Here is a 19,453-nt window from a genome sequence, read left to right as displayed (position 1 = left end):
AGGTCATCATGTTGAATACCAGCTTTTCACCATGGCCATGCTTCACGGAAGAAGAGGCCAACGCGGTACGCGACGTCATCCTGTCCAACCGGGTCAACTACTGGACCGGCGAGGAGTGCCACCTGTTCGAGAAGGAATTCGCCGAGTGGTCCGGCGCCGAGTACGCCATCGCCCTGGAGAACGGCACCGTGGCGCTGGACGTCGCCCTCAAGGGCCTGGGCATCGGCCCGGGCGACGAAGTGGTGGTGACGCCGCGCACCTTTCTCGCCTCGGTATCCAGCATCGTCAACGCCGGCGCGGTGCCGGTGTTCGCCGAGGTGGATCGCGACTCGCAGAACATCACCGCCGAGACCATCCGCGCCGTGCTGACGCCGCGCACCCGGGCGGTGATCTGCGTGCACCTGGCCGGCTGGCCGTGCGACATGGATCCGATCATGGCGCTGGCCGCCGAGCACGACCTCAAGGTGATCGAGGACTGCGCCCAGGCCCACGGCGCCCGCTACAAGGGGCGTTCGGTCGGCACCATCGGCCACGTCGGCGCCTGGTCGTTCTGCCAGGACAAGATCATCACCACCGGCGGCGAGGGCGGCATGGTCACCACCAACAGCCGCGAGCTGTGGTCGACCATGTGGTCGCTCAAGGACCACGGCAAGAGCTGGGAGGCGGTGCACCGCCCGCACACCGGGCCGGGCTTCCGCTGGCTGCACGAACGCTTCGGCACCAACTGGCGAATGATGGAGGTGCAGGCGGTGATCGGCCGCATCCAGCTGCGCCGCCTCGATGCCTGGCACGCCCGCCGCCTGGCCAACGCCGAGCGCATCTGGGACTGCGCCCGCCAGCTGCGCGGCCTGCGCGTGCCGCGCCTGCCCGACGAGCTCGTGCATGCCGCCTACAAGTGCTACCTGTTCGTCGAGCCCGGCCAGCTCGCCGCCGGCTGGGACCGCGACCGCATCCTCGCCGCGATCGACGCCCGCGGCGTGCCCTGCTTCTACGGCTCCTGCTCGGAGGTCTACCTGGAAAAGGCCTTCGACGACACCCGCTGGCGCCCGGCCGAGCGCCTGCCGGTGGCCCGCGAACTGGGCGAGACCAGCCTGATGTTCCTCGTCCACCCGACCCTCACCGACGCCGAGATCGACAAGACCTGCGCCGTGCTGGGCGAGGTGATGGACGAGGCCGCCTACTGAAACGCTCCGCCCGGAGCGGCCCCATCCCCCGTCAGAGGGCACGGAAATGATCGAGTTCATCGACCTGCAAGCCCAGCAGCAGCGCATCCGCGAGCGCATCGAGGCCGGCATCCGCCGCGTCCTCGACCACGGCCAGTACATCCTCGGCCCGGAGGTGACCGAGCTGGAGGAGCGCCTGAGCGCCTTCTCCGGCGCCCGCCACTGCATCACCTGCGCCAACGGCACCGACGCCCTGCAGATCGCCCTGATGGCGCTGGGCGTCGGCCCGGGCGACGAGGTGATCACCCCCGCCCTGACCTTCGTCGCCACCGCCGAGACCGTCGCCCTGCTCGGCGCGCGGCCGGTATACGTCGACATCGAGCCGCACACCGGCACCCTCGACCCGGCGCGGCTGGAGGCGGCCATCACCGAGCGCACCCGCGCCCTGGTTCCGGTGTCGCTGTACGGCCAGTGCGCCGACCTCGACGCCATCAACGCCATCGCCGCCCGTCACGGCCTGCCGGTGATCGAGGACGCGGCGCAGAGCTTCGGCGCCAGCTACAAGGGCCGCCGCTCGTGCAGCCTGACCACCATCGCCTGCACCAGTTTCTTCCCCAGCAAGCCGCTGGGCTGCTACGGCGACGGCGGGGCGATCTTCACCGGCGACGACGAACTGGCCCGGGTGCTGCGCCAGATCGCCCGCCACGGCCAGGATCGCCGCTACCACCACGTGCGGGTCGGCGTGAACAGCCGCCTGGACACCCTGCAGGCGGCCATCCTGCTGCCCAAGCTGGACATCCTCGAGGAGGAGATCGAGCTGCGCCAGCAGGTGGCCGCGCGCTACGACCGCCTGCTCGCCGCGGCCGGCTGCGGCCGCGAAGGCTCGGCGCTGCTGGCCATGCCGCACGTCGCGCCGCACAACCGCAGCGCCTGGGCTCAGTACACCGTCCGCGTGGCCGAGCGCAGCGCCCTGCAGCAGCGCCTGGAAGCGGCCGGCGTGCCCACCGCGGTGCACTATCCGATCCCGCTCAACCGCCAGCCGGCGGTGGCCGATCCGGACGCCGTGCTGCCGGTGGGCGACCTGCTGGCCGAGCAGGTGCTCAGCCTGCCGATGCATCCCTACCTGGGCGAGGGCGACCAGCTGCAGATCGTCGCCGCCCTGCGGAGCGCATGAAGATGATCCGCCAGCTGAGCGTCAGCGCCGGGCGGCTGCTGCCCCGCCAGCCGTTCGCCCGCAGCGTCAGCGTGCTGGTCGGCGGCACCGCCAGCGGGCAGATGCTGATGGTGCTGGCCGCACCGCTGCTGACCCGCCTGTTCAGCCCCGAGGACTTCGGCCTGCTCGCCGTGTACGGCGGCCTGCTGGCGGTGTTCCTGGTGGTGGCCAATCTGCGCTACGAGATCGCCATCCCGCTGCCGGAGGACGAGCAGACGGCCACCGACGTCACCGTGCTGAGCCTGCTGGCCGGATGCCTGACCAGCCTGCTCACCGCCGTGCTGGTGCTCTGCGCCGGGGATGCCATCGCCGCGCGGCTCGGCGTGCCGGCCCTGGCCGGCCATCTCTGGCTGCTGCCGGTCGGGGTGTTCTGCGGCAGCCTCTACCTGGCCGTGCACTACTGGGCCGTCCGTCACAAGCGCTTCGCCGACATCGCCGGCACGCGCATCAAGCAGGTCGTCACCACCCTGGCGGTGCAGCTGCTGGGCTTCAAGCTGGGTCCCCTCGCCCTGCTGCTCGGCCACGCCAGCGGGCACGGCATGGGCTTTGTCGCCCTGGGCCGCCACCTCCTGCACAGCCCGCAGCTGCGCCAGGTGTCCGCCGCCGGCATCCTCGCCGCCGCCCGGCGCTATCGGCGCTTTCCACTGTTCTCGACCTGGACCGGGCTGTTCAACACCGCCGGCAGCCAACTGCCGCCGCTGATGCTCGCCGCGCTGTTCGACCCGGTCGCCGCCGGCCTGTATACCCTGGCGCAGCGCGTGCTGGGGGCGCCGATGGCGGTCATCGGCACCGCCATCGGCGGCGTGTTCCTCGCCAACGCCGCCGAGGCCCGCCGCGAAGGCCGGCTGGCGCCGCTGGTGGCGAGCGTCCACGAGCGCCTGGCGCAGATCGCCATGCCGCCGGCGCTGATCATCCTGTTCGCCGCACCGCAGATGTTCACCCTGGTGTTCGGCGAACGCTGGCACGACGCCGGCCACTTCGCCCAGTGGATGGCGCCCTGGCTGTACGTGACCTTCGTGGCCTCGCCGCTCAGCTCGCTGTTCGACGTGCTGGAGCAGCAGAAACGCGAACTGCTGTTCCATGCCGTGCTGCTGGCTACCCGCATCGGCGCCATCGCGACCGGCGCGATGCTGGGCGACCTGCAGCTGACCATCGCGCTGTTCGCGCTCGGCAGCGCCCTGTGCTGGTGCGGGGCGCTGGTGTGGGTCTGCGGCAGCGCCGGCATCTCGCTGGGCAGCCTGCTCAGGCCGACCGTCCGCGCGCTGCTCTGGGCCCTGGCCTGCACCCTGCCCCTGCCGATCGGCCTGACGCTGTTCCCCGAAGGCCTCGCCTGGCTGGCGTTCCTCGCCCTCGCCGCAGTGCTCTGCGGCATCCGCTACTTCCAGCTGTTCCGCCAGAGCTACCAATGATCATCTACCTCTGCTCGCCGGGCTCCGACCAGTCGCAGACACTGGCCAGACTGCTCAGGCAATACACGCAACACCGGATCGTCGGCGTGCTCTTCGAGGACGAGACACGCTTCATCAGCCGCAACATCGACGAGTTCGTCTCCTACCGCGACCTGGACAACCTGCCCGGCGACGGCCTGATCCTGCCGACCGGCGCCAGGTCCACCCAGTTCATGCTGGAGCGCGGGGGCGTGACCTGCGGCAGCGTGGTGCTCACCCGCGATGCGCTGCGCGTCTTCGACAAGCCCTGGATCATCGCCCTGGCGGCCGCCTGCCGGGTGCCGACGCCGACAACCTGGCTGAGGGTCGAGGACATCGGCGACTACCCGGCCTTCTTCAAGGAGCTGCGCGAGCGCGGCGGCGGCAGGCGCGGCATCGCCCGGCAGCCCACGGAGATCCCCGCCAGCGGTCGGGACGAGCTGATCTACCAGGAATACATCGACTCCCCCGGCACCTACGGGGTCGGCTTCATCGCCCGCCGGGGCGAGATCCTGACCAGCCATGCGCACTTCGAGGCCATCAGCATCCCGCCGAGCGGCGGCTCCGCAGTCGCCCTGCGCAGCATCGCGGACCCCAGGCTGGACGAGTACGCGCGGAGAATCATCGCCCAGCTCGGCTACTCCGGCTGGGGGCTGGTCGAGTTCAAGTACTGCCCGAAGCGCGACGACTACGTGTTCATGGAGGTCAACGCGAAGTTCTGGGCCTCGCTCGAACTCGCCCTGGCCAACCAGCCGCTGTTCGCCGAGCTGCTGTTCGGCATCGAGACGCCGGAACAGGCCATCGTCGGCATGGTGTTCCTCAACCGCTATCTGCAGCGCGGCTTGCTGTTCGCCGTCCGCAACCTGCCCCTCCTGCTGCGCCCGGACACGCGGCTGTCGGTCTATCCCGGCCTGCTGAAGAGCTTCATCCTCGGCCTGGTCCCGGAGCGGACTTCGCAGCTGCTCCATCGCCTGGTCCGGCGCTTCTGGAAGAAACCGCAGCCCGGCGGTGCATCCTCGAACCATACTCCTTGAAACCTGCACCGCTGCCGTCGCCCCTGCCGGGGCAGCGCATGAATTCGCCCCTGCAGGCCGGAAGATCGGCGGCATGCGCTTACCCTGCCAACCCTTGCTGCGAGCCGCACCATGCATCCCAGCCACGGCGTATTCACCATCTCCCTCGACTTCGAGCTGTACTGGGGCGTGCGCGACAACCGCAGCATCGCGCAGTACCGGGAGAACCTCGACGGCGTCCGCCAGGCGATCCCGGCCATGCTGCGGGCGTTCCGCGAGCACGGCATCCACGCCACCTGGGCGACGGTCGGCTTCCTGTTCTGCCGCGACCGGGACGAGCTGGAGCGCAACCGGCCCGCCCTGCTGCCCCGCTACCGCGACGAGACGCTCTCGCCCTACGCCTACCTGGCACGCACGCCGCAGCTGGAGCCGGCCTATCACTTCGCCCCCGAGCTGATCGAGCTGATCGGCCGGCACGAGCACCAGGAAATCGCCTCGCACACCTTCTCCCACTACTACTGCCTGGAGGCCGGCCAGTCGCCCGCCGAGTTCGAGGCGGACCTGCGCGCCGCCGTGGCGCTGGCCAGGCAGCGGGGGATAGAGCTGAGAAGCCTGGTGCTGCCGAGGAACCAGTGGAACGCCGAGTACCGCGACATCCTCCTCCGCCACGGCATCCTCTGCTATCGGGGCAACGAGGACGGTCGCATCTACCGGGCCTGCGAGGAGGCCGGCAACAGCCGCACGGACCGCGCGCTGCGCCTGCTGGACGCCTACCTCAACCTCTGCGGCCACAACACCCACGCCCTGGACCGCCAGCGCGAGCCCCCCTTCGACTTCCCGGCCAGCCGCTTCCTGCGCCCCTGGTCGCCGCGCCTGGCGCCGTTCGACGGGCTGCGCCTGGCGCGCATCAAGGACGCGATGACCGACGCGGCGCTGCGCCACCGGCTGTTCCACCTCTGGTGGCACCCGCACAACTTCGGCGCGCACACCGGGAAGAACATCGCGTTCCTGGAGCGGATCCTCGCCCACTACCGGCAGCTGCACGAGCGACACGAGATGCAGTCGCTGAACATGGGCGAACTGTGCCAGCTGGTCGCTGCCGGGGACGGGCATGCGCAGGCCCGCCCCGCCGGCCGAGCCCGGCTCCTCCCGGCCGGAACCGCCCGGGGCCGGGCCGGCTGACGGCCATCTCGCAGACCACAGGAGAACCACCATGCTGCCGTTCAAGAATGCACTCGTCCTGGCACCGCACACCGACGACGGCGAACTGGGTGCCGGCGCCACCATCGCCCGGCTGGTCGACCAGGGGGCGCGGGTGACCTACGTGGCCTTCTCCACCGCCGAGCAGTCGGTGCCCGAAGGCCTGCCCAGGGACATCCTGAAGACCGAGGTGCGCCTGGCCACCGCCAGCCTAGGCATCGCGCCGGAAAACCTGATCGTCCTCGGCCACGAGGTCCGCAAGCTGAACTTCGCGCGCCAGGACATCCTCGAGGGGCTGATCGCCCTGCGTCGCGCCAACGCCTTCGACCTGGTGCTGATGCCCTCGCTCAAGGACATCCACCAGGACCACCAGACGGTGGCCCTTGAAGGCCTGCGCGCCTTCAAGGGCACCACCATCCTCGGCTACGAGCTGGTGTGGAACAACCTGTCCTTCGACACCACCGTCTTCGTCAAGGTCTCGGCCGAGCAGCTCTGCCGCAAGGTGGAGGCCCTCAGGCAATACCAGTCGCAGCGGGGCAAGGACTACACCTCCGAGGAGTTCATCTTCGCCCTGGCCCGGACGCGCGGCGTGCAGATCGGCGCCGAGTATGCCGAGAGCTTCGAGGTCGTCCGCTGGGTCATGCCGTGATCGCCGAGACCCGCCTCGCCAAGCCAGGAGACTGCCCATGAGCGCCGCCCACTGGATCGATGCACGAGACACCTACAGGGACGACATCCAGGGCGTACGCGCCCTGGGGGCGATCCTGATCGCCATCTACCACATCTGGATCAACAAGGTGTCCGGCGGGGTCGACGTGTTCTTCGTCATCTCGGGATTCCTGATGACCGGGGTGCTGATCCGCCAGCTCGAGAGCAGCGCACGGATCCGCCCGCTGCGGTTCTGGGGCAACCTGGTGAAGCGCATCGCCCCCTCCGCCTGCACCGTGCTGCTGGCCACCCTGGCCCTCGGCTACTTCTTCGTGCCGGAGCCGCTGTGGACCCAGTTCATCCGCGAGGTCATCTACAGCGCCCTGCAGATCGAGAACCTCGGCCTGATGCAGTCCTCGGTGGACTACCTGGCGCGTGACCTGCCCCCCAGCCCGGTCCAGCAGTTCTGGGCGCTGTCCATCCAGGTGCAGTTCTACGTCCTCCTGCCGCTGATCCTGGCCCCGCTGCTCGGGCGCTCGAAAGTGTCCGGCTCGCCGCTGCCCGGCATCGTGGCCATGGCCGCCATAGTCGCGGCCTCCTTCATCTATTCGCTGCTCGAAACCGCCAGGAGTCCGGCCAGCGCCTATTTCGATCCGGCCACCCGGGCCTGGGAATTCTTCGCCGGGGCACTGCTGGCCTTCCTGCTGCCGCACCTCAAGCCCGGCGCCGCGCTGCGCGGCGGCATGGGCGCCGCCGGCCTCCTGGCCCTGCTGCTGTGCGGCGTGCTGGTACCGGCCACCCAGCGGTTTCCGGGCTACATCGCCGCCATCCCGGTCGGCGCCGCCGTCCTGCTGATCGTCGCCGGCGCCGGAGGCGCCAGGCCGGCGGCCAACCGCCTGCTGGCCCATCCCTGGCTGACCGCCATCGGCAAGGTGTCCTTCGGCATCTACCTGTGGCACTGGCCGCTGCTGGTGTTCGCCCTCGAGTACACCGGCAGCCGGCGCCCGAGCCTGCTCCTGGGGCTGGCGATCATCCTGCTCGCCGTCGTGCTGGCGCTGGCGACGCACCGCTACATCGAGGAGCCCCTCCGAAAAAAGAAGTTCGAGCCCGGCAGGACCTGGGCTCCCTACCTGATCGGCGTCGCCTTCCTCACTCCGGTACTCGCCACCGCCGCGTCCTGGCACTACTACATCCACCACACCATCACCGCCCGGATGCACGACAGCCTGCAGCAGGCCCACAGAGACGACTTCACCAGCCTCGCGGAGCAGCAGGACGCCAGCCAGATCCCGCATGACGAACTGATCGCCGTGAAGGATCTGCTGCCCGACGCCTACGCCGACGGCTGCCACCAGGACATCACCTCCCCGGAAGTGAAGATCTGCACCTACGGCGACACCAGCGCCCAGGCCTCGGTCGCCCTGGTCGGCGGCTCGCACGCAGCCCAGTGGCTGCCGGCGCTGGACGCCATCGGCAAGGAAAGCCGCGTGAAGATCCTCAACATCACCAAGAGCTCCTGCCCGCTCGGCCCGCTGGCCGACTCCGACCCCTCGTGCATCGAATGGAACCGCCTGCTGATCGAGCAGCTGTCGCTGCTCAGGCCCCTGGCAGTCGTCACCAACTCGACGCGAGCGACCCGCCCCGAATCGCCCGAGCACGTCCCGCCGTCCTACGTGGAGCAATGGAAGAAGCTGGAAAGCCTCGGCATTCCGGTGATCGCCATCCGCGACAACCCCACCTTCGACTTCGACGCCGCCACCTGCATAGCCCGGCACCCGGCCAATGCGCTGGCCTGCTCCAAGCCGCGCGAGCAGGCCCTGGCCGGAACCGATCCCTCCCTGGCCCTGCTGCGCAGCCTCGGCAATCTGCGCCTGATCGACATGTCGGAGTACTTCTGCACGCCGCGGACCTGCATCACCGTGACCAACGACCACCTGATGTACCGCGACGCCGAGCACCTCAACGTCCCCTACGTGCTGTCCCTGACCGAGAAGCTGGACGAGAAGCTGGAACGGGCCTTGCCGAACATATTCGCCTGCCCCTCGCCGGATGCGCGGAGGCAGACCCAGACCAGCAACTGAGGAGGCTGCCGCAGCCCCTCGAAACCGAATCAGCCTCGTGCGAAGCCAATCGTGAACGACAAAGATGCCTATCGACGCCTGTGCGCAACCGAACGCTCGATTCCCCTGTTCAGCCAGCCCTGGTGGCTCGACGCTACCGCGGGGGAGGACAACTGGGATGTCGCCCTCGTGGAAAGGCACGGCAGGATAGTGGCGACCCTGCCCTACTACGCGGAGAGGCGCCTGGGCCTGACCCTGCTCACCCAGCCCGCCCTCACCCAGACGCTGGGCCCCTGGCTGCGGCCAGACGACGGCGGGCCGGCCGCGGCCTGCACCCGGCGCGACGGCCTGGTGCAGGCCCTGATCGAGCGCCTGCCGGACTGCCATCACTACGCCCAGAACTGGCACTATAGCCAGAGCGGCGGACTGCCGGCGGGCAAGGGCTTCCGGCAGACCACCCGCTACACCTACATCCTGCCCGACCTGAGCGACCCGCAGGCGCTGTGGAACGACCTGCAGGACAACATCCGCCGCGAGATCCGCAAGGCCCAGCAGCGCTTCGGGATCCGCATCCGCGACGATCTCGGCCTCGCCGAATTCCTGGCCCTCAACCGCCTGACCTTCGACCGCCAGGGCCTGCCACCGCCCCACAGCGAATCGCTGATGGAGCGACTCGACCGCACCTGCAGCGCCCGCCAGGCACGCCGGATCTTCATCGCCGAAGACGAGCAGGGGCGCCACCATGCGGGGGTCTATCTGATCTGGGACGAGAACAGCGCCTACTACCTGATGGGCGGCGGCGATCCCCAGCTGCGCAACAGCGGCGCCACCAGCCTGTGCATGTGGGAAGCGATCCGCTTCGCGGCGACCGTCACCCGGCGCTTCGATTTCGAGGGCTCGATGCTCGAACCCGTGGAGCGCTTCTTCCGCGCCTTCGGTGCCATCCAGCAACCCTTCCTGCGCGTCTGCCGGACCCCCTCCCGGCTGCTCAGAGCGGCGCTGTTCCTGCGCCACCTCAACGACTGAGCCCGCCGCCGCTCCGGCCCGGCGGCAGCCCGCGGCGCTAGCGCCCGCGCCCTCCCGACCCCACCGCCTCGCTCACCTCGTCGCCCAGCTCCCGGGCCGCGGACGGGGCGGCTTCCTCCTGGCCGTGCAGCCAGTCGACATCGGCATCCGGCGTGTAGCCGCTGACGATCCGGCACAGCAGCTCCCGCACCAGCGGGTAGTCGTCGACGCGGATCGCCTGGACCATCTCGACCATCAGCGCCTTGAGCTCCTCCCACGGCATGTGCACCTCGTTGGCGCGCATGATCATCGGGTGCTCGGTCGGCAGCACGTTGTCGCCGATCAGCAGCTCCTCGTAGAGCTTCTCCCCCGGACGCAGGCCGGTGAACTCGATGTCGATGTCGCCATCGGGGTTCGCCTCCGAGCGCACCGTCAGCCCGGAGAGATGCACCATCTTCTCCGCCATCTGGGCGATCTTCACCGGCTCGCCCATGTCCAGCACGAACACGTCGCCACTGTCGCCCATGGAGCCGGCCTGGATCACCAGCTGCGCGGCCTCGGGGATGGTCATGAAGTAACGGGTCATTTCCGGATGGGTCACGGTGATCGGCCCGCCGCGGCGGATCTGCTCGCGGAACAGCGGGATCACCGAGCCGGAAGAGCCCAGCACGTTGCCGAAGCGCACCATCACGAAGCGGGTGCGGTTGGGCTGCGCCGGCAGGTCGGGCTCGCCGTACAGCACCACCTGCGGCTCGCAGGCCAGCGCCTGCAGCACCAGCTCGGCCATGCGCTTGGTGCTGCCCATCACGTTGGTCGGGCGCACCGCCTTGTCGGTGGAGATCAGCACGAAGTTGCGCACGCCGGCGCGCAGGGCCGACTGGGCGGCATAGAGGGTGCCCAGGGTGTTGTTGAGCACGCCCTCGGCCACGTTGTGCTCGACCATCGGCACATGCTTGTAGGCCGCCGCGTGGTACACGGTGTCGACCTTCCAGATCTGCATCACCTCGAGCATGCGCACCGGATAGCGCACCGAGCCGAGGGTCGACACCAGGCGCACCGGCAGGCTCTCCCGGGCGATGCGCTGCTCCAGCTCGTTCTGGATGGTGTAGAGATTGAACTCCGAGTGATCGAAGAGGATCAGCACGGTGGGTCCGCCGTCGAGGATCTGCCGGCACAGCTCGGCGCCGATGGAGCCGCCCGCCCCGGTCACCATCACCACCTGGCCGCGGATGCAGCGCTCCAGCAGCTCGGGGCGGGGCGCCACCGGATCGCGTCCCAGCAGGTCGGCGATGTCCACCGCCTTGAGATCCTCGACCTTGACCCGCCCGCCGGCCAGGTCGGCGATGCTCGGCATGGTGCGCACCGGCAGCGAGCAGGACTCGAGCATGTCGAGGATCTGCCGTCGCCGCGCCCGGCTGGCCGAGGGAATCGCCAGCAGGATCTCCTCGGCGCCGGTTTCCTTGAGCATGCGCTCGAGCAGGTTGGGCGGATACACCGGCAGCCCGGCGATCACCCGGTGGGCCAGTTGCAGGTCGTCGTCGATGAACGCCACCGGGCGCCGGCTGCGCCCCGCGATCAAGGCATGGACCAGCTGGTTGCCGGCCATGCCGGCCCCGTAGATCGCCACCCGGGGCAGCCCGGACTGACGCAGCAGGGACGGCGCGCGCAGGTTGAACCAGTCGCCGGTGAAGTACTGGCGCATGGCGATGCGCAGCCCGCCCAGCAGCAGCAGGCTCAGCAGCCAGTAGTGGAAGACCAGCGAGCGCGGCACCGCGGCGGCAGCCTCGCCGGCCAGGAGGACGACCAGCGCCAGCAGCAGCGCCGACAGGCTCACCGCCTTGGCGATGGCGAACAGCGCGGCATTGCCGAGGCGACGCATCACCGCCCGATACATCCCCAGGCGAATGAACACCGGCACGGCCAGCGCGGGGGTGACGAGGAACAGCCAGGCATGGTGGCCGAAGGGCTCGACAAGACCGGCATCGCCCAGCCCCCCGTGGAGCGCCAGCCACAACGCCAGCCAGATCAGCGGCACATCGGTCGCGAGCTGCAGCAGGCGCTTGTGGCCCGAAGGGAGGCGCAACAGCCGATAACGGAGAGAAGCCCGGTTCGCGCTCATGAACACCACCATTGCCCATATAAAAGGTTAAGCCTTTCTGCAAAGGTAGTTCACCGGGCGGCACTTCGCCGTCGGGTGGTCCCTTCAGCATTACCGGGACTGCGGAGCCCCGATCAGGCTCGCCAACAAGCCGTCATCCGACATGCTGCATGCCAAGTGGATGCCATGTAGATGTCAAAAGCGCCGACACATGGCAGAATCCGGGTATACGTAAAAAACTTGCAGGGTGGGCGTCGCCGAAGGCGCCGGCCGATCGCAAGACAAGGACGAAAACCGCATGAGCAGCAGCCTCACGCCCGAGCAGCAAGCATCCAGCCCGCAGCACGCCTGGTACCTCATCCAGTGCAAGCCGCGCCAGGACGAGCGCGCCGAAGAAAATCTGCAGCGCCAGGGCTACACCTGCTACCGCCCCCGCCACACCCGCGAACGCCTGCTGCGCGGACAGCGCCAGATGCTCGAAGAGTCGCTGTTTCCCGGCTACCTGTTCATCCAGCTCAGCCAGCTCGACAACTGGGCACCGCTGCGCTCCACCCGCGGCGTCAGCCGCGTGGTCGGCTTCGGCAACCAGCCCCTGCCCGTCAGCCAGGAACTGATCGACTGCCTGCAGCAGCGCTGCTGCGCCGTCCCCGCCGAACAGCTGCTCGAAGCCGGCGATAGGGTGCGCCTCAACGACGGCGCCTTCGCCGAGCTGGAAGCCATCTTCCTGTCCATGGACGGTAACGAGCGCGTGGTACTGCTGATGAACATACTGCACCGGGAACAGAAAGTCCGCGTGCCGCTATCAAGCATTCGCAAGGCCGAATAACCGGAATAGGGAAAAAAGCTTACAGACAGGAGCCTGTGACAGACCACACAATAAATGGCTGATAAACGGACCCAGGGAACAGGGCTACCCCAGTAGCACCCCCCATAATCTCGACTCGACTGCCGAACCGGACACGCAAGCTGCGTGTAGCCGGCTGGCATGCATATGCACAAAGCCACGTTCTCAGGATATGACGGAAAATCCTGGGGCGGTAGCGTGCCCGAAGTGCGGCAACCACGGCCCCGTTAACGGACTGACATCATGGCCTACCCGCAAATCCTGCATCACGGCGCCGCCCACGGCGTCACCGGCTCCTGCCACCAACTGCTGCTGGATAACCAGCATAGCCTGCTGATCGACTGCGGACTGTTCCAGGGAGCGGAAACCTCCGCCGACGGCCTGGGCAACGCCGAGCAGCTGCAGATCGGCTTCGACACCCGGAACATCCGGGCGCTCGTCGCCACCCACGTGCACGTCGACCACATCGGCCGCCTGCCGCAACTGCTCGCCGCGGGCTTCAAGGGGCCGATCCTGTGCAGCGAGCCCTCGGCCCGCCTGCTGCCGCTGGTGCTGGAAGACGCCTTCCGTCTCGGCGTCAGCCGCGACGCGAAACTGCTCGAGCGCTATCTCAGCCTGATCGGGATGCGCACCATCGCGCTGCCGTACAAGACCTGGTTCAGCATAGTCGACGATCCGCAACTGCACGCGCGCATCCGCCTGCAACGTGCCGGCCACATCCTCGGCTCGGCCTATGTGGAGTGCGACCTGCGCTATCGCAGCAGCGGCGAAAAACGGCGCATCGTCTTCTCCGGCGACCTGGGCGCCACCCATACGCCCCTGCTGCCGGCGCCGAAATCGCCGTGGAAGGCCGACACCCTGGTGCTGGAAAGCACCTACGGCGACCGCCGCCACGCCTCGCGCGCCAACCGCCGCCGGCAACTGCAGGCGGTCATCGAGAAGGCCCTGGTCGACAACGGCAGCGTGCTGATCCCGGCGTTCAGCATCGGCCGCACCCAGGAACTGCTGTACGAACTGGAAGACATCATCCACCGGATGAAGCTCCCCGCCGCGGAGAAGAGCGGCGCCCCGCAGGACAACCCCTGGCCCGGCCTGCCGATCGTGCTCGACTCGCCGCTGGCCAGCCGCTTCACCGAGGTCTACCAGCAGCTGCAACCCTACTGGGACAAGGAAGCGCTGCGCCGCGTCGGCAAGGGCCGCAACCCGCTGGGGTTCGCCAACCTGATAACCGTCGACAGCCACAGCGACCACCTGAGCATGGTGCGCCACCTGGCGCAGAGCGGCCGCCCGGCCATCGTCATCGCCGCCAGCGGCATGTGCGCCGGCGGCCGGATCGTCGACTACCTCAAGGCAATGCTCGGCGACAGACGGCACAATGTGGTGTTCGTCGGCTATCAGGCCAAGGGCACGCCCGGCCAGGCCATCCAGCAATACGGCCCGCGCGGCGGCTACGTCGACCTCGACGGCGAGCGCATCGACATCCGCGCCGGCGTCGAAACCCTGGGCGGCTACTCCGCCCATGCCGACCAGCAGGGACTGGTCAGCTTCGTCACCCGCATGCGCCACTGGCCGAGCGAAATCCGCCTGGTGCATGGCGAGGACATCGCAAAACGGCAATTGGCCCGTGCCTTGCAAGAGCAATACAGGCAAAATGCGCGCACAGTGACGATCGAGACCGGTCTGTAGAAAGCCGCTGAACTGCCGATAGATACAATCTGCAGCTCAGGCGCACATTCTGCAGGCCTGCGCTGCACCTCTGATATCTCCTTGCCACACCGATATCGGCAAGTTCACCAGCTGTAAACAACGAGGACGTTGAACATGCGTAAAACCCTTACCGCCTTCTCCATCGCCCTGGCACTGGCCTCCGGCCAGGCCATGGCGGATCAAGCAACCGCTGACAAGATGGTCGCCGCAGGCGTCGTGACCGCAGAGCAGGCCCAGGCCATCGCAGCTGCCACCACCGACGAGGCTCTTGCCGAAGCCGTCGCTGCTCTGGTTGCCGCCGCCTCTCCGGAACAAGCGAAAGCCATCGTGGCTGCCGCTATCCAGGCCGCACCGCAGGCCGCCACCACCATCGCCAGTGCCGCCGTAGCCACCGCACGCGACGCAGAGACCGCCGCTGCCATCGGCAAGGCTGCCGTGGATGCCGCCCAGGGCCAGGCCGCCAAAGAAGCCGTAGCCAGCGCTGCCACCGCTGCCGCCGCAAGCTTCGCCGTCAGCGTAGGCGTCAGCCCTGACGGCAAGGGTGTGGCCTCCATTGCCGGCGTCAGCACCGACAGCGCGCAAGGCGGCAGCCCCGGCGGCACCACCACTACCACCACCGGCGGCATCCCGAGCGGCACCGGCGGCGGCGGCGGCAGCAGCACCCCTGCCAGCCAGAACTGATCCGCCTCCCGGACTCAACCCCCCGATGGCGGCAGGAATGCCGCCATCCCGGTAACCATCCCCTGCCCCTTGCAGGAAAGGAATTTTTTTCAATGAGCAAGAAACTGCACATCAGCCTGCTGGCGCTGGCCGTCTCCGCCGCCAGCAGCAGCGTGCTGGCCCTGGAGGCCGCGAGCATCAAGCTGGCCGACGGCCTCGAATTCACCCCGACCCTGCAGGTCAGCGAACGCTACGACGACAACTTCCGCGGAGTGGAACGCAACGAGGAGTCGTCCTGGATCACCACCATCGCCCCGACCTTCAGCCTCGGCGCCGAAGGCCGCAAGAGCGCCTACAAGCTGAGCTACACCGCGGTCAGCGACACCTTCCACTCGAGCCACAAGGACAACAACACCGACCATCACCTGACAGCCGATGCCGGTTTCGAGTTCGATGCGCGCAACCGCCTGAAGCTGAATGCCGGCTACCACGACATCGAGGAGACCGCTTCGGTCGACCAGAATGTCGAGAACGACATGTACAACACCAAGAACGTCGGTGGCGTGTACACCTTCGGTGCCCAGAGCGCCCGTGCGCAGATCGACTTCGGTGCCAACTACGAGGAACTGCGCTACACCAACAGCAACGGCCTCAATGCCGACAAGGAGCGCGACACCACCGCGCTGCGCAGCACCTTCTACTACCGCATCGCGCCGAAGACCAAGGCCCTGCTGGAAGGTCGCTACACCGACTACGACTACACCAACACTACCGGCCGCCGCAAGAACAGCGACAACACCGGCCTGCTTGCCGGTCTGACCTGGGAAGCCACTGCCAAGACCACCGGTACCGCCAAGTTCGGTCGCGAGAAGAAGGACTTCGACGATTCGCGCGTCGGCGAAAAGTCCACCGGCATGTGGGAAGTCGGCGCCACCTGGGAGCCGCGCACCTACTCGCGCTTCAACCTGAACACCCGCCGCGGCTTCGACGAGGGCGAGGACAACGCCTCCACCATCAAGACCCAGACCACCACCCTGAGCTGGGAACATGACTGGGCCGAGCGTCTGACCTCCAACGTCAGCTACACCCGCAGCGACCGCGAGTACCAGGACATCACCCGCGAAGACAAGCTCGATACCTTCGGCATCGGCCTGACCTACGAAATGCGTCGCTGGCTGGACGTCGGCATCGGCTACAAGTACGCCGAGAACGACTCCGACGCCATCAACGAGAGCTACGAGCGCAACATCTACGCCCTGACGCTCAACGCCAGCCTGTAATCCCTTGCAGCCGGCCAGGAGGGGGCGCATGCCCCCTCCCATCTGCACCGCCCCAACAGAGAACCCGAGCCACATGGTCATCCGTTACTTCCTCCGCCTGATTCTCGGCCTGATCCTGCTGAACAGCAGCATGGCCATGGCTGAAGGCAACTCCACCTACAAGCTGGCCTCCGGCGACGTCATCCGCATCAGTGTCTTCGGCGAACCCGACCTCAGCTTCGAGGAAGTACGCCTCAACGATGCCGGCATCTTCTCCTACCCCTTCATCGGCGAAGTGCGCGCCAAGGGCAAGACCGCCACGGAAATCGAAAAGGTGCTCACGGAAAGCCTCAAGGGCGACTACCTGGTCGATCCGCGCGTCTCGGTCAGCGTGCTGGAGTATCGCGAGTTCTTCATCAGCGGCGAAGTCAAGACCCCCGGCGGTTACAAGTTCCAGCCCGGCCTGACCCTGCGCCGCGCCGTGGCCCTGGCAGGCGGCCTGACCGAACGCGCCTCGACCGGTCGCATCACCATCATTCGCGACCAGGACGCCAGCCGCACTCCGCAACCGGCTACCCTCGACACCGTGGTGATGCCCGGCGACACCATCACCATCGACCAGGGCTTTTTCTGAGCACGGTCCGCTGCTGCAGCCGTCGAGCGACATGAACACACCGCCCCGGCAGTCAGCCCCGGGGCGCAGCCGCCACGACAGACCGTCAGGCGCCTTGTTGCCACCCCAGTCACCCTTCCTCCAGAGTTTCCCCAAGCATGGACAGTAACGCCCAGACCACCGAACGCAGCTGGATCGCCCAGCGTCTGGAAAGCGACGGCCCCGACCTGCTGCAGATGTGGCAGATCATCTGGCGGCGCAAGTGGAGCATCCTCTCGCTGATGCTGGTCGTCATGATGGTGGCCGCGCTCGCCGCCTTCAGCATCACCCCGATCTACCGTGCCAGCGCCACCCTGCTGATCGAGCAGAAGAAGGCCAACGTGGTGTCCATCGAACAGGTCTACGGCCTGGAAGGCACCGGCAACGAATACCTGCAGACCCAGTTCGAGCTGCTCAAGTCGCGCGCCCTCGCCGAGCGCGTGGTCAAGCAGCTGAACCTGACCACCCATCCCGAATTCGACCCGCGCCAGCAGCCCGAGCCGCTGATCGACATCGGCGGCCTGCTGTCCAGCTTCAACATCGGCAAGGCCATCCCCGCCACCCTGCCGGAAGACCTCGAGGAAGGCGTCGACCCGACCGAAGCGCAGATCTTCGATACGGTCACCAAGGCCTTCATGGAGCGCGTCAGCATCGCGCCGATGGGCAAGAGCCAACTGGTGCAAGTCCAGGTCGAGATGGCCGACCGGCGCATGGCCGCCAAGGCCGCCAACGCCATGGCCAACGGTTTCATCGAAGGCCAGCTGGAGGCGACCATGGAAATGTCCATGACCGCCACCAACTGGATGAACAGCCGCCTCTCCGAGCTGCGCGTCAAGCTCAAGGACGCCGAGGACAAGCTGCAGGCCTTCCGCGAGAAGGAAAATCTGGTGGACATCGACGGCGTGGCGACCATCAGCGCCGCCGAGCTGTCGGCCACCAGCGACCGCATGGTCGATGCCCGCCGCCAGCGCGCCGAGGCGGAGAGCATGTACCGGCAGATCCAGGCCAGCCGTGGCAGCGGCTGGGAAAAGCTCGCCAGCATTCCGGCAGTACTGGGCGACCCGCTGATCCAGCAGTTCAAGGCCAACCAGGCCAAGGCCCAGGCCAAGGTGGACGAGCTGTCCAAGCGTTATGGCGCCCGCCACCCGACCATGGAGGCCGCACGCACAGAACTGGCCGCCGCCTCCGCCAGCCTGCGCGGTCAGGTCGAGCAGGTGGTCGCCGGCATCGAGCGCAATTATCAGTTGGCCGTGGCCAACGAAGGCTCGCTGCGCGCTTCGGTGGACGCCAACAAGGCACAGATCCAGAACATCTCGCGCAAGGAATTCAAGCTGCGCGAACTGCAGCGCGAGGTGGAAGCCAACCGCGCCCTGTACGACACCTTCCTCAGCCGCCTGAAGGAAACCAGCGCCACCTCCGACCTGGAAAGCGCCAACGCTCGCGTGGTCGACCAGGCCGTGGTGCCGACCTCGCCTATCAAGCCGAAGAAGAGCCTGATCGTCGCCCTGGCCGGCATTCTCGCCCTGATGGTCGGCGTCGGCATCAGCCTGCTGCTGGAGATGCTCAACAACACCTTCAAGGGCACCGAGGAAGTCGAGACCAAGCTCAACCTGCCGGTGCTGGGCATCCTGCCGCTGATCAAGAACAAGCAGCGTGCGGAAGTCGCCCACCTGTTCAGCGACAACAAGGATCGCAGCTTCAGCGAATCGATCCGTACTATCCGTACCGGCGTGGTGCTCTCCGGCATGGACGATCCGCACAAGGTGCTGGTGATCACCTCCTCCATCCCCGGCGAAGGCAAGAGCACCGTCTCGGCCAACCTGGCCATGGCCCTCGGCCAGATGGAAAAGGTGCTGCTGATCGACGCCGACATGCGTCGTCCGACCCTGGCGAAGAACTTCGACTTCGCGGTCGGCACTCCGGGCCTGGCCAACCTGATCGCCGGCACCGCCAAGCTGGAGGAGTGCATCAAGCACGTCGACGGCATCGACATGCTCAGCGCCGGCGCCGTGCCGCCGAACCCGCTGGAACTGCTGTCGTCGCCGCGCTTCGAGAAGGTCCTCGAATTCCTGCGCAGCAAGTACGACCGCATCGTCATCGACTCCCCGCCGACCCAGGCCGTCAGCGACGCCACCGTACTCGCCACCCATGCCAACGCCCTGCTCTACGTGATCAAGTCCGAAGCCACACCCATTCCGCTGGCGCAGAAAGGCGTCGGCCAGTTGCTGCAGAACAACGCCCCGGTCACTGGCGTCATCCTCAACCAGGTCGACATCCAGAAGGCCAAGAAACAGGGCTACAGCTACGGCGGCTACTACGACTACTACGGCTACAGCAACGAAGCCCAGAAGGCATAAATCGCCGATCCCGCCGTAGGGGCGAATTCATTCGCCACGAACCGATCGCTCCCACGCTCCGGCGTGGGAGCGCATCACCGGCCGCTCCGCGGTCCTGCTGCAATCCCGATCATTCCCACGCTCCCGCGTGGGAACGCATCACCAGCC

General features: G+C 67.7%; 15 protein-coding genes. 14 read left to right on the top strand and 1 reads right to left on the bottom strand.

Annotation, left to right across the window (positions count from 1 at the left end):
• Positions 1-8: 8 nt before the first annotated feature.
• The 8 genes from RA210_RS07955 to RA210_RS07920 all read left to right on the top strand — a co-directional run bounded on the left by RA210_RS07955 (position 9) and on the right by RA210_RS07920 (position 9,750).
• The gene (locus RA210_RS07955; protein WP_201486014.1) at positions 9-1,184 is read left to right on the top strand and encodes a DegT/DnrJ/EryC1/StrS family aminotransferase; all 1,176 of its coding nucleotides are present in this window, start codon (positions 9-11) and stop codon (positions 1,182-1,184) included.
• A 46-nt stretch (positions 1,185-1,230) separates the two neighbouring features.
• Positions 1,231-2,337 (top strand): DegT/DnrJ/EryC1/StrS family aminotransferase, encoded by a 1,107-nt coding sequence (locus RA210_RS07950; RefSeq protein WP_201486013.1) that lies wholly within the window; start codon positions 1,231-1,233, stop codon positions 2,335-2,337.
• Positions 2,334-3,785 carry a lipopolysaccharide biosynthesis protein gene (locus tag RA210_RS07945; RefSeq protein WP_201486012.1) on the top strand — a complete coding sequence of 484 codons (1,452 nt, stop codon included), beginning with the start codon at positions 2,334-2,336 and terminating at the stop codon, positions 3,783-3,785. Before RA210_RS07950 ends, RA210_RS07945 begins: the two co-directional genes overlap by 4 nt.
• Positions 3,782-4,837 (top strand): ATP-binding protein, encoded by a 1,056-nt coding sequence (locus RA210_RS07940; protein WP_201486011.1) that lies wholly within the window; start codon positions 3,782-3,784, stop codon positions 4,835-4,837. The genes RA210_RS07945 and RA210_RS07940 overlap by 4 nt, the downstream gene beginning before the upstream one ends.
• Before the next feature lie 111 nt (positions 4,838-4,948).
• Positions 4,949-5,998, top strand: coding sequence for a polysaccharide deacetylase family protein (locus RA210_RS07935; RefSeq protein WP_201486010.1), 1,050 nt, complete (start codon positions 4,949-4,951; stop codon positions 5,996-5,998).
• A 31-nt stretch (positions 5,999-6,029) separates the two neighbouring features.
• The gene (locus RA210_RS07930) at positions 6,030-6,665 is read left to right on the top strand and encodes a PIG-L deacetylase family protein (protein ID WP_201486009.1); all 636 of its coding nucleotides are present in this window, start codon (positions 6,030-6,032) and stop codon (positions 6,663-6,665) included.
• A 37-nt stretch (positions 6,666-6,702) separates the two neighbouring features.
• Complete coding sequence (locus RA210_RS07925; protein ID WP_201486008.1) at positions 6,703-8,745, top strand: acyltransferase family protein; 2,043 nt, start codon at positions 6,703-6,705, stop codon at positions 8,743-8,745.
• Between the two features lie 51 nt (positions 8,746-8,796).
• Positions 8,797-9,750: a GNAT family N-acetyltransferase gene (locus RA210_RS07920; RefSeq protein WP_201486007.1), complete on the top strand. Its 954-nt coding sequence runs from the start codon at positions 8,797-8,799 to the stop codon at positions 9,748-9,750.
• 37 nt (positions 9,751-9,787) lie between these two features.
• Here the strand turns inward: RA210_RS07920 and RA210_RS07915 are convergent, their stop codons facing one another.
• Entirely contained in the window at positions 9,788-11,848 is a 2,061-nt protein-coding gene (locus RA210_RS07915; RefSeq protein WP_201486006.1) for a polysaccharide biosynthesis protein, read from the bottom strand.
• A 277-nt stretch (positions 11,849-12,125) separates the two neighbouring features.
• Here RA210_RS07915 and rfaH point away from each other — a divergent pair, with 277 nt between their 5' ends.
• The 6 genes from rfaH to RA210_RS07885 all read left to right on the top strand — a co-directional run bounded on the left by rfaH (position 12,126) and on the right by RA210_RS07885 (position 19,306).
• The gene (gene rfaH, locus RA210_RS07910; RefSeq protein ID WP_136488023.1) at positions 12,126-12,653 is read left to right on the top strand and encodes a transcription/translation regulatory transformer protein RfaH; all 528 of its coding nucleotides are present in this window, start codon (positions 12,126-12,128) and stop codon (positions 12,651-12,653) included.
• A gap of 261 nt (positions 12,654-12,914) precedes the next feature.
• Positions 12,915-14,357, top strand: a complete 1,443-nt coding sequence (locus RA210_RS07905; RefSeq protein ID WP_136488022.1) for an MBL fold metallo-hydrolase — start codon at positions 12,915-12,917, stop codon at positions 14,355-14,357.
• Between the two features lie 135 nt (positions 14,358-14,492).
• Positions 14,493-15,059 carry a hypothetical protein gene (locus RA210_RS07900; RefSeq protein WP_201486005.1) on the top strand — a complete coding sequence of 189 codons (567 nt, stop codon included), beginning with the start codon at positions 14,493-14,495 and terminating at the stop codon, positions 15,057-15,059.
• Between the two features lie 92 nt (positions 15,060-15,151).
• Positions 15,152-16,318 (top strand): outer membrane beta-barrel protein, encoded by a 1,167-nt coding sequence (locus RA210_RS07895; RefSeq protein ID WP_201486004.1) that lies wholly within the window; start codon positions 15,152-15,154, stop codon positions 16,316-16,318.
• A 130-nt stretch (positions 16,319-16,448) separates the two neighbouring features.
• Positions 16,449-16,931 (top strand): polysaccharide biosynthesis/export family protein, encoded by a 483-nt coding sequence (locus RA210_RS07890; RefSeq protein WP_442963388.1) that lies wholly within the window; start codon positions 16,449-16,451, stop codon positions 16,929-16,931.
• A 137-nt stretch (positions 16,932-17,068) separates the two neighbouring features.
• On the top strand, positions 17,069-19,306 hold the full coding sequence (locus tag RA210_RS07885) for a GumC family protein (RefSeq protein WP_201486003.1): 2,238 nt from the start codon (positions 17,069-17,071) through the stop codon (positions 19,304-19,306).
• Positions 19,307-19,453: the final 147 nt, after the last annotated feature.

The sequence above is a fragment of the Pseudomonas sp. OF001 genome (assembly GCF_904426495.1).
Lineage (GTDB): Bacteria > Pseudomonadota > Gammaproteobacteria > Pseudomonadales > Pseudomonadaceae > Geopseudomonas.
This window is presented reverse-complemented; position numbering and strand designations above follow the sequence as displayed.

Coding starts and splice junctions, on each gene's coding strand:
- RA210_RS07935 (WP_201486010.1), top strand. CDS start 4,949: ATGCATCCCAGCCACGGCGTATTCACCATCTCCCTCGACTTCGAGCTG.
- rfaH (WP_136488023.1), top strand. CDS start 12,126: ATGAGCAGCAGCCTCACGCCCGAGCAGCAAGCATCCAGCCCGCAGCAC.
- RA210_RS07950 (WP_201486013.1), top strand. CDS start 1,231: ATGATCGAGTTCATCGACCTGCAAGCCCAGCAGCAGCGCATCCGCGAG.
- RA210_RS07890 (WP_442963388.1), top strand. CDS start 16,449: ATGGCCATGGCTGAAGGCAACTCCACCTACAAGCTGGCCTCCGGCGAC.
- RA210_RS07900 (WP_201486005.1), top strand. CDS start 14,493: ATGCGTAAAACCCTTACCGCCTTCTCCATCGCCCTGGCACTGGCCTCC.
- RA210_RS07905 (WP_136488022.1), top strand. CDS start 12,915: ATGGCCTACCCGCAAATCCTGCATCACGGCGCCGCCCACGGCGTCACC.
- RA210_RS07885 (WP_201486003.1), top strand. CDS start 17,069: ATGGACAGTAACGCCCAGACCACCGAACGCAGCTGGATCGCCCAGCGT.
- RA210_RS07955 (WP_201486014.1), top strand. CDS start 9: ATGTTGAATACCAGCTTTTCACCATGGCCATGCTTCACGGAAGAAGAG.
- RA210_RS07945 (WP_201486012.1), top strand. CDS start 2,334: ATGAAGATGATCCGCCAGCTGAGCGTCAGCGCCGGGCGGCTGCTGCCC.
- RA210_RS07930 (WP_201486009.1), top strand. CDS start 6,030: ATGCTGCCGTTCAAGAATGCACTCGTCCTGGCACCGCACACCGACGAC.
- RA210_RS07895 (WP_201486004.1), top strand. CDS start 15,152: ATGAGCAAGAAACTGCACATCAGCCTGCTGGCGCTGGCCGTCTCCGCC.
- RA210_RS07925 (WP_201486008.1), top strand. CDS start 6,703: ATGAGCGCCGCCCACTGGATCGATGCACGAGACACCTACAGGGACGAC.
- RA210_RS07940 (WP_201486011.1), top strand. CDS start 3,782: ATGATCATCTACCTCTGCTCGCCGGGCTCCGACCAGTCGCAGACACTG.
- RA210_RS07915 (WP_201486006.1), bottom strand. CDS start 11,848: ATGAGCGCGAACCGGGCTTCTCTCCGTTATCGGCTGTTGCGCCTCCCT.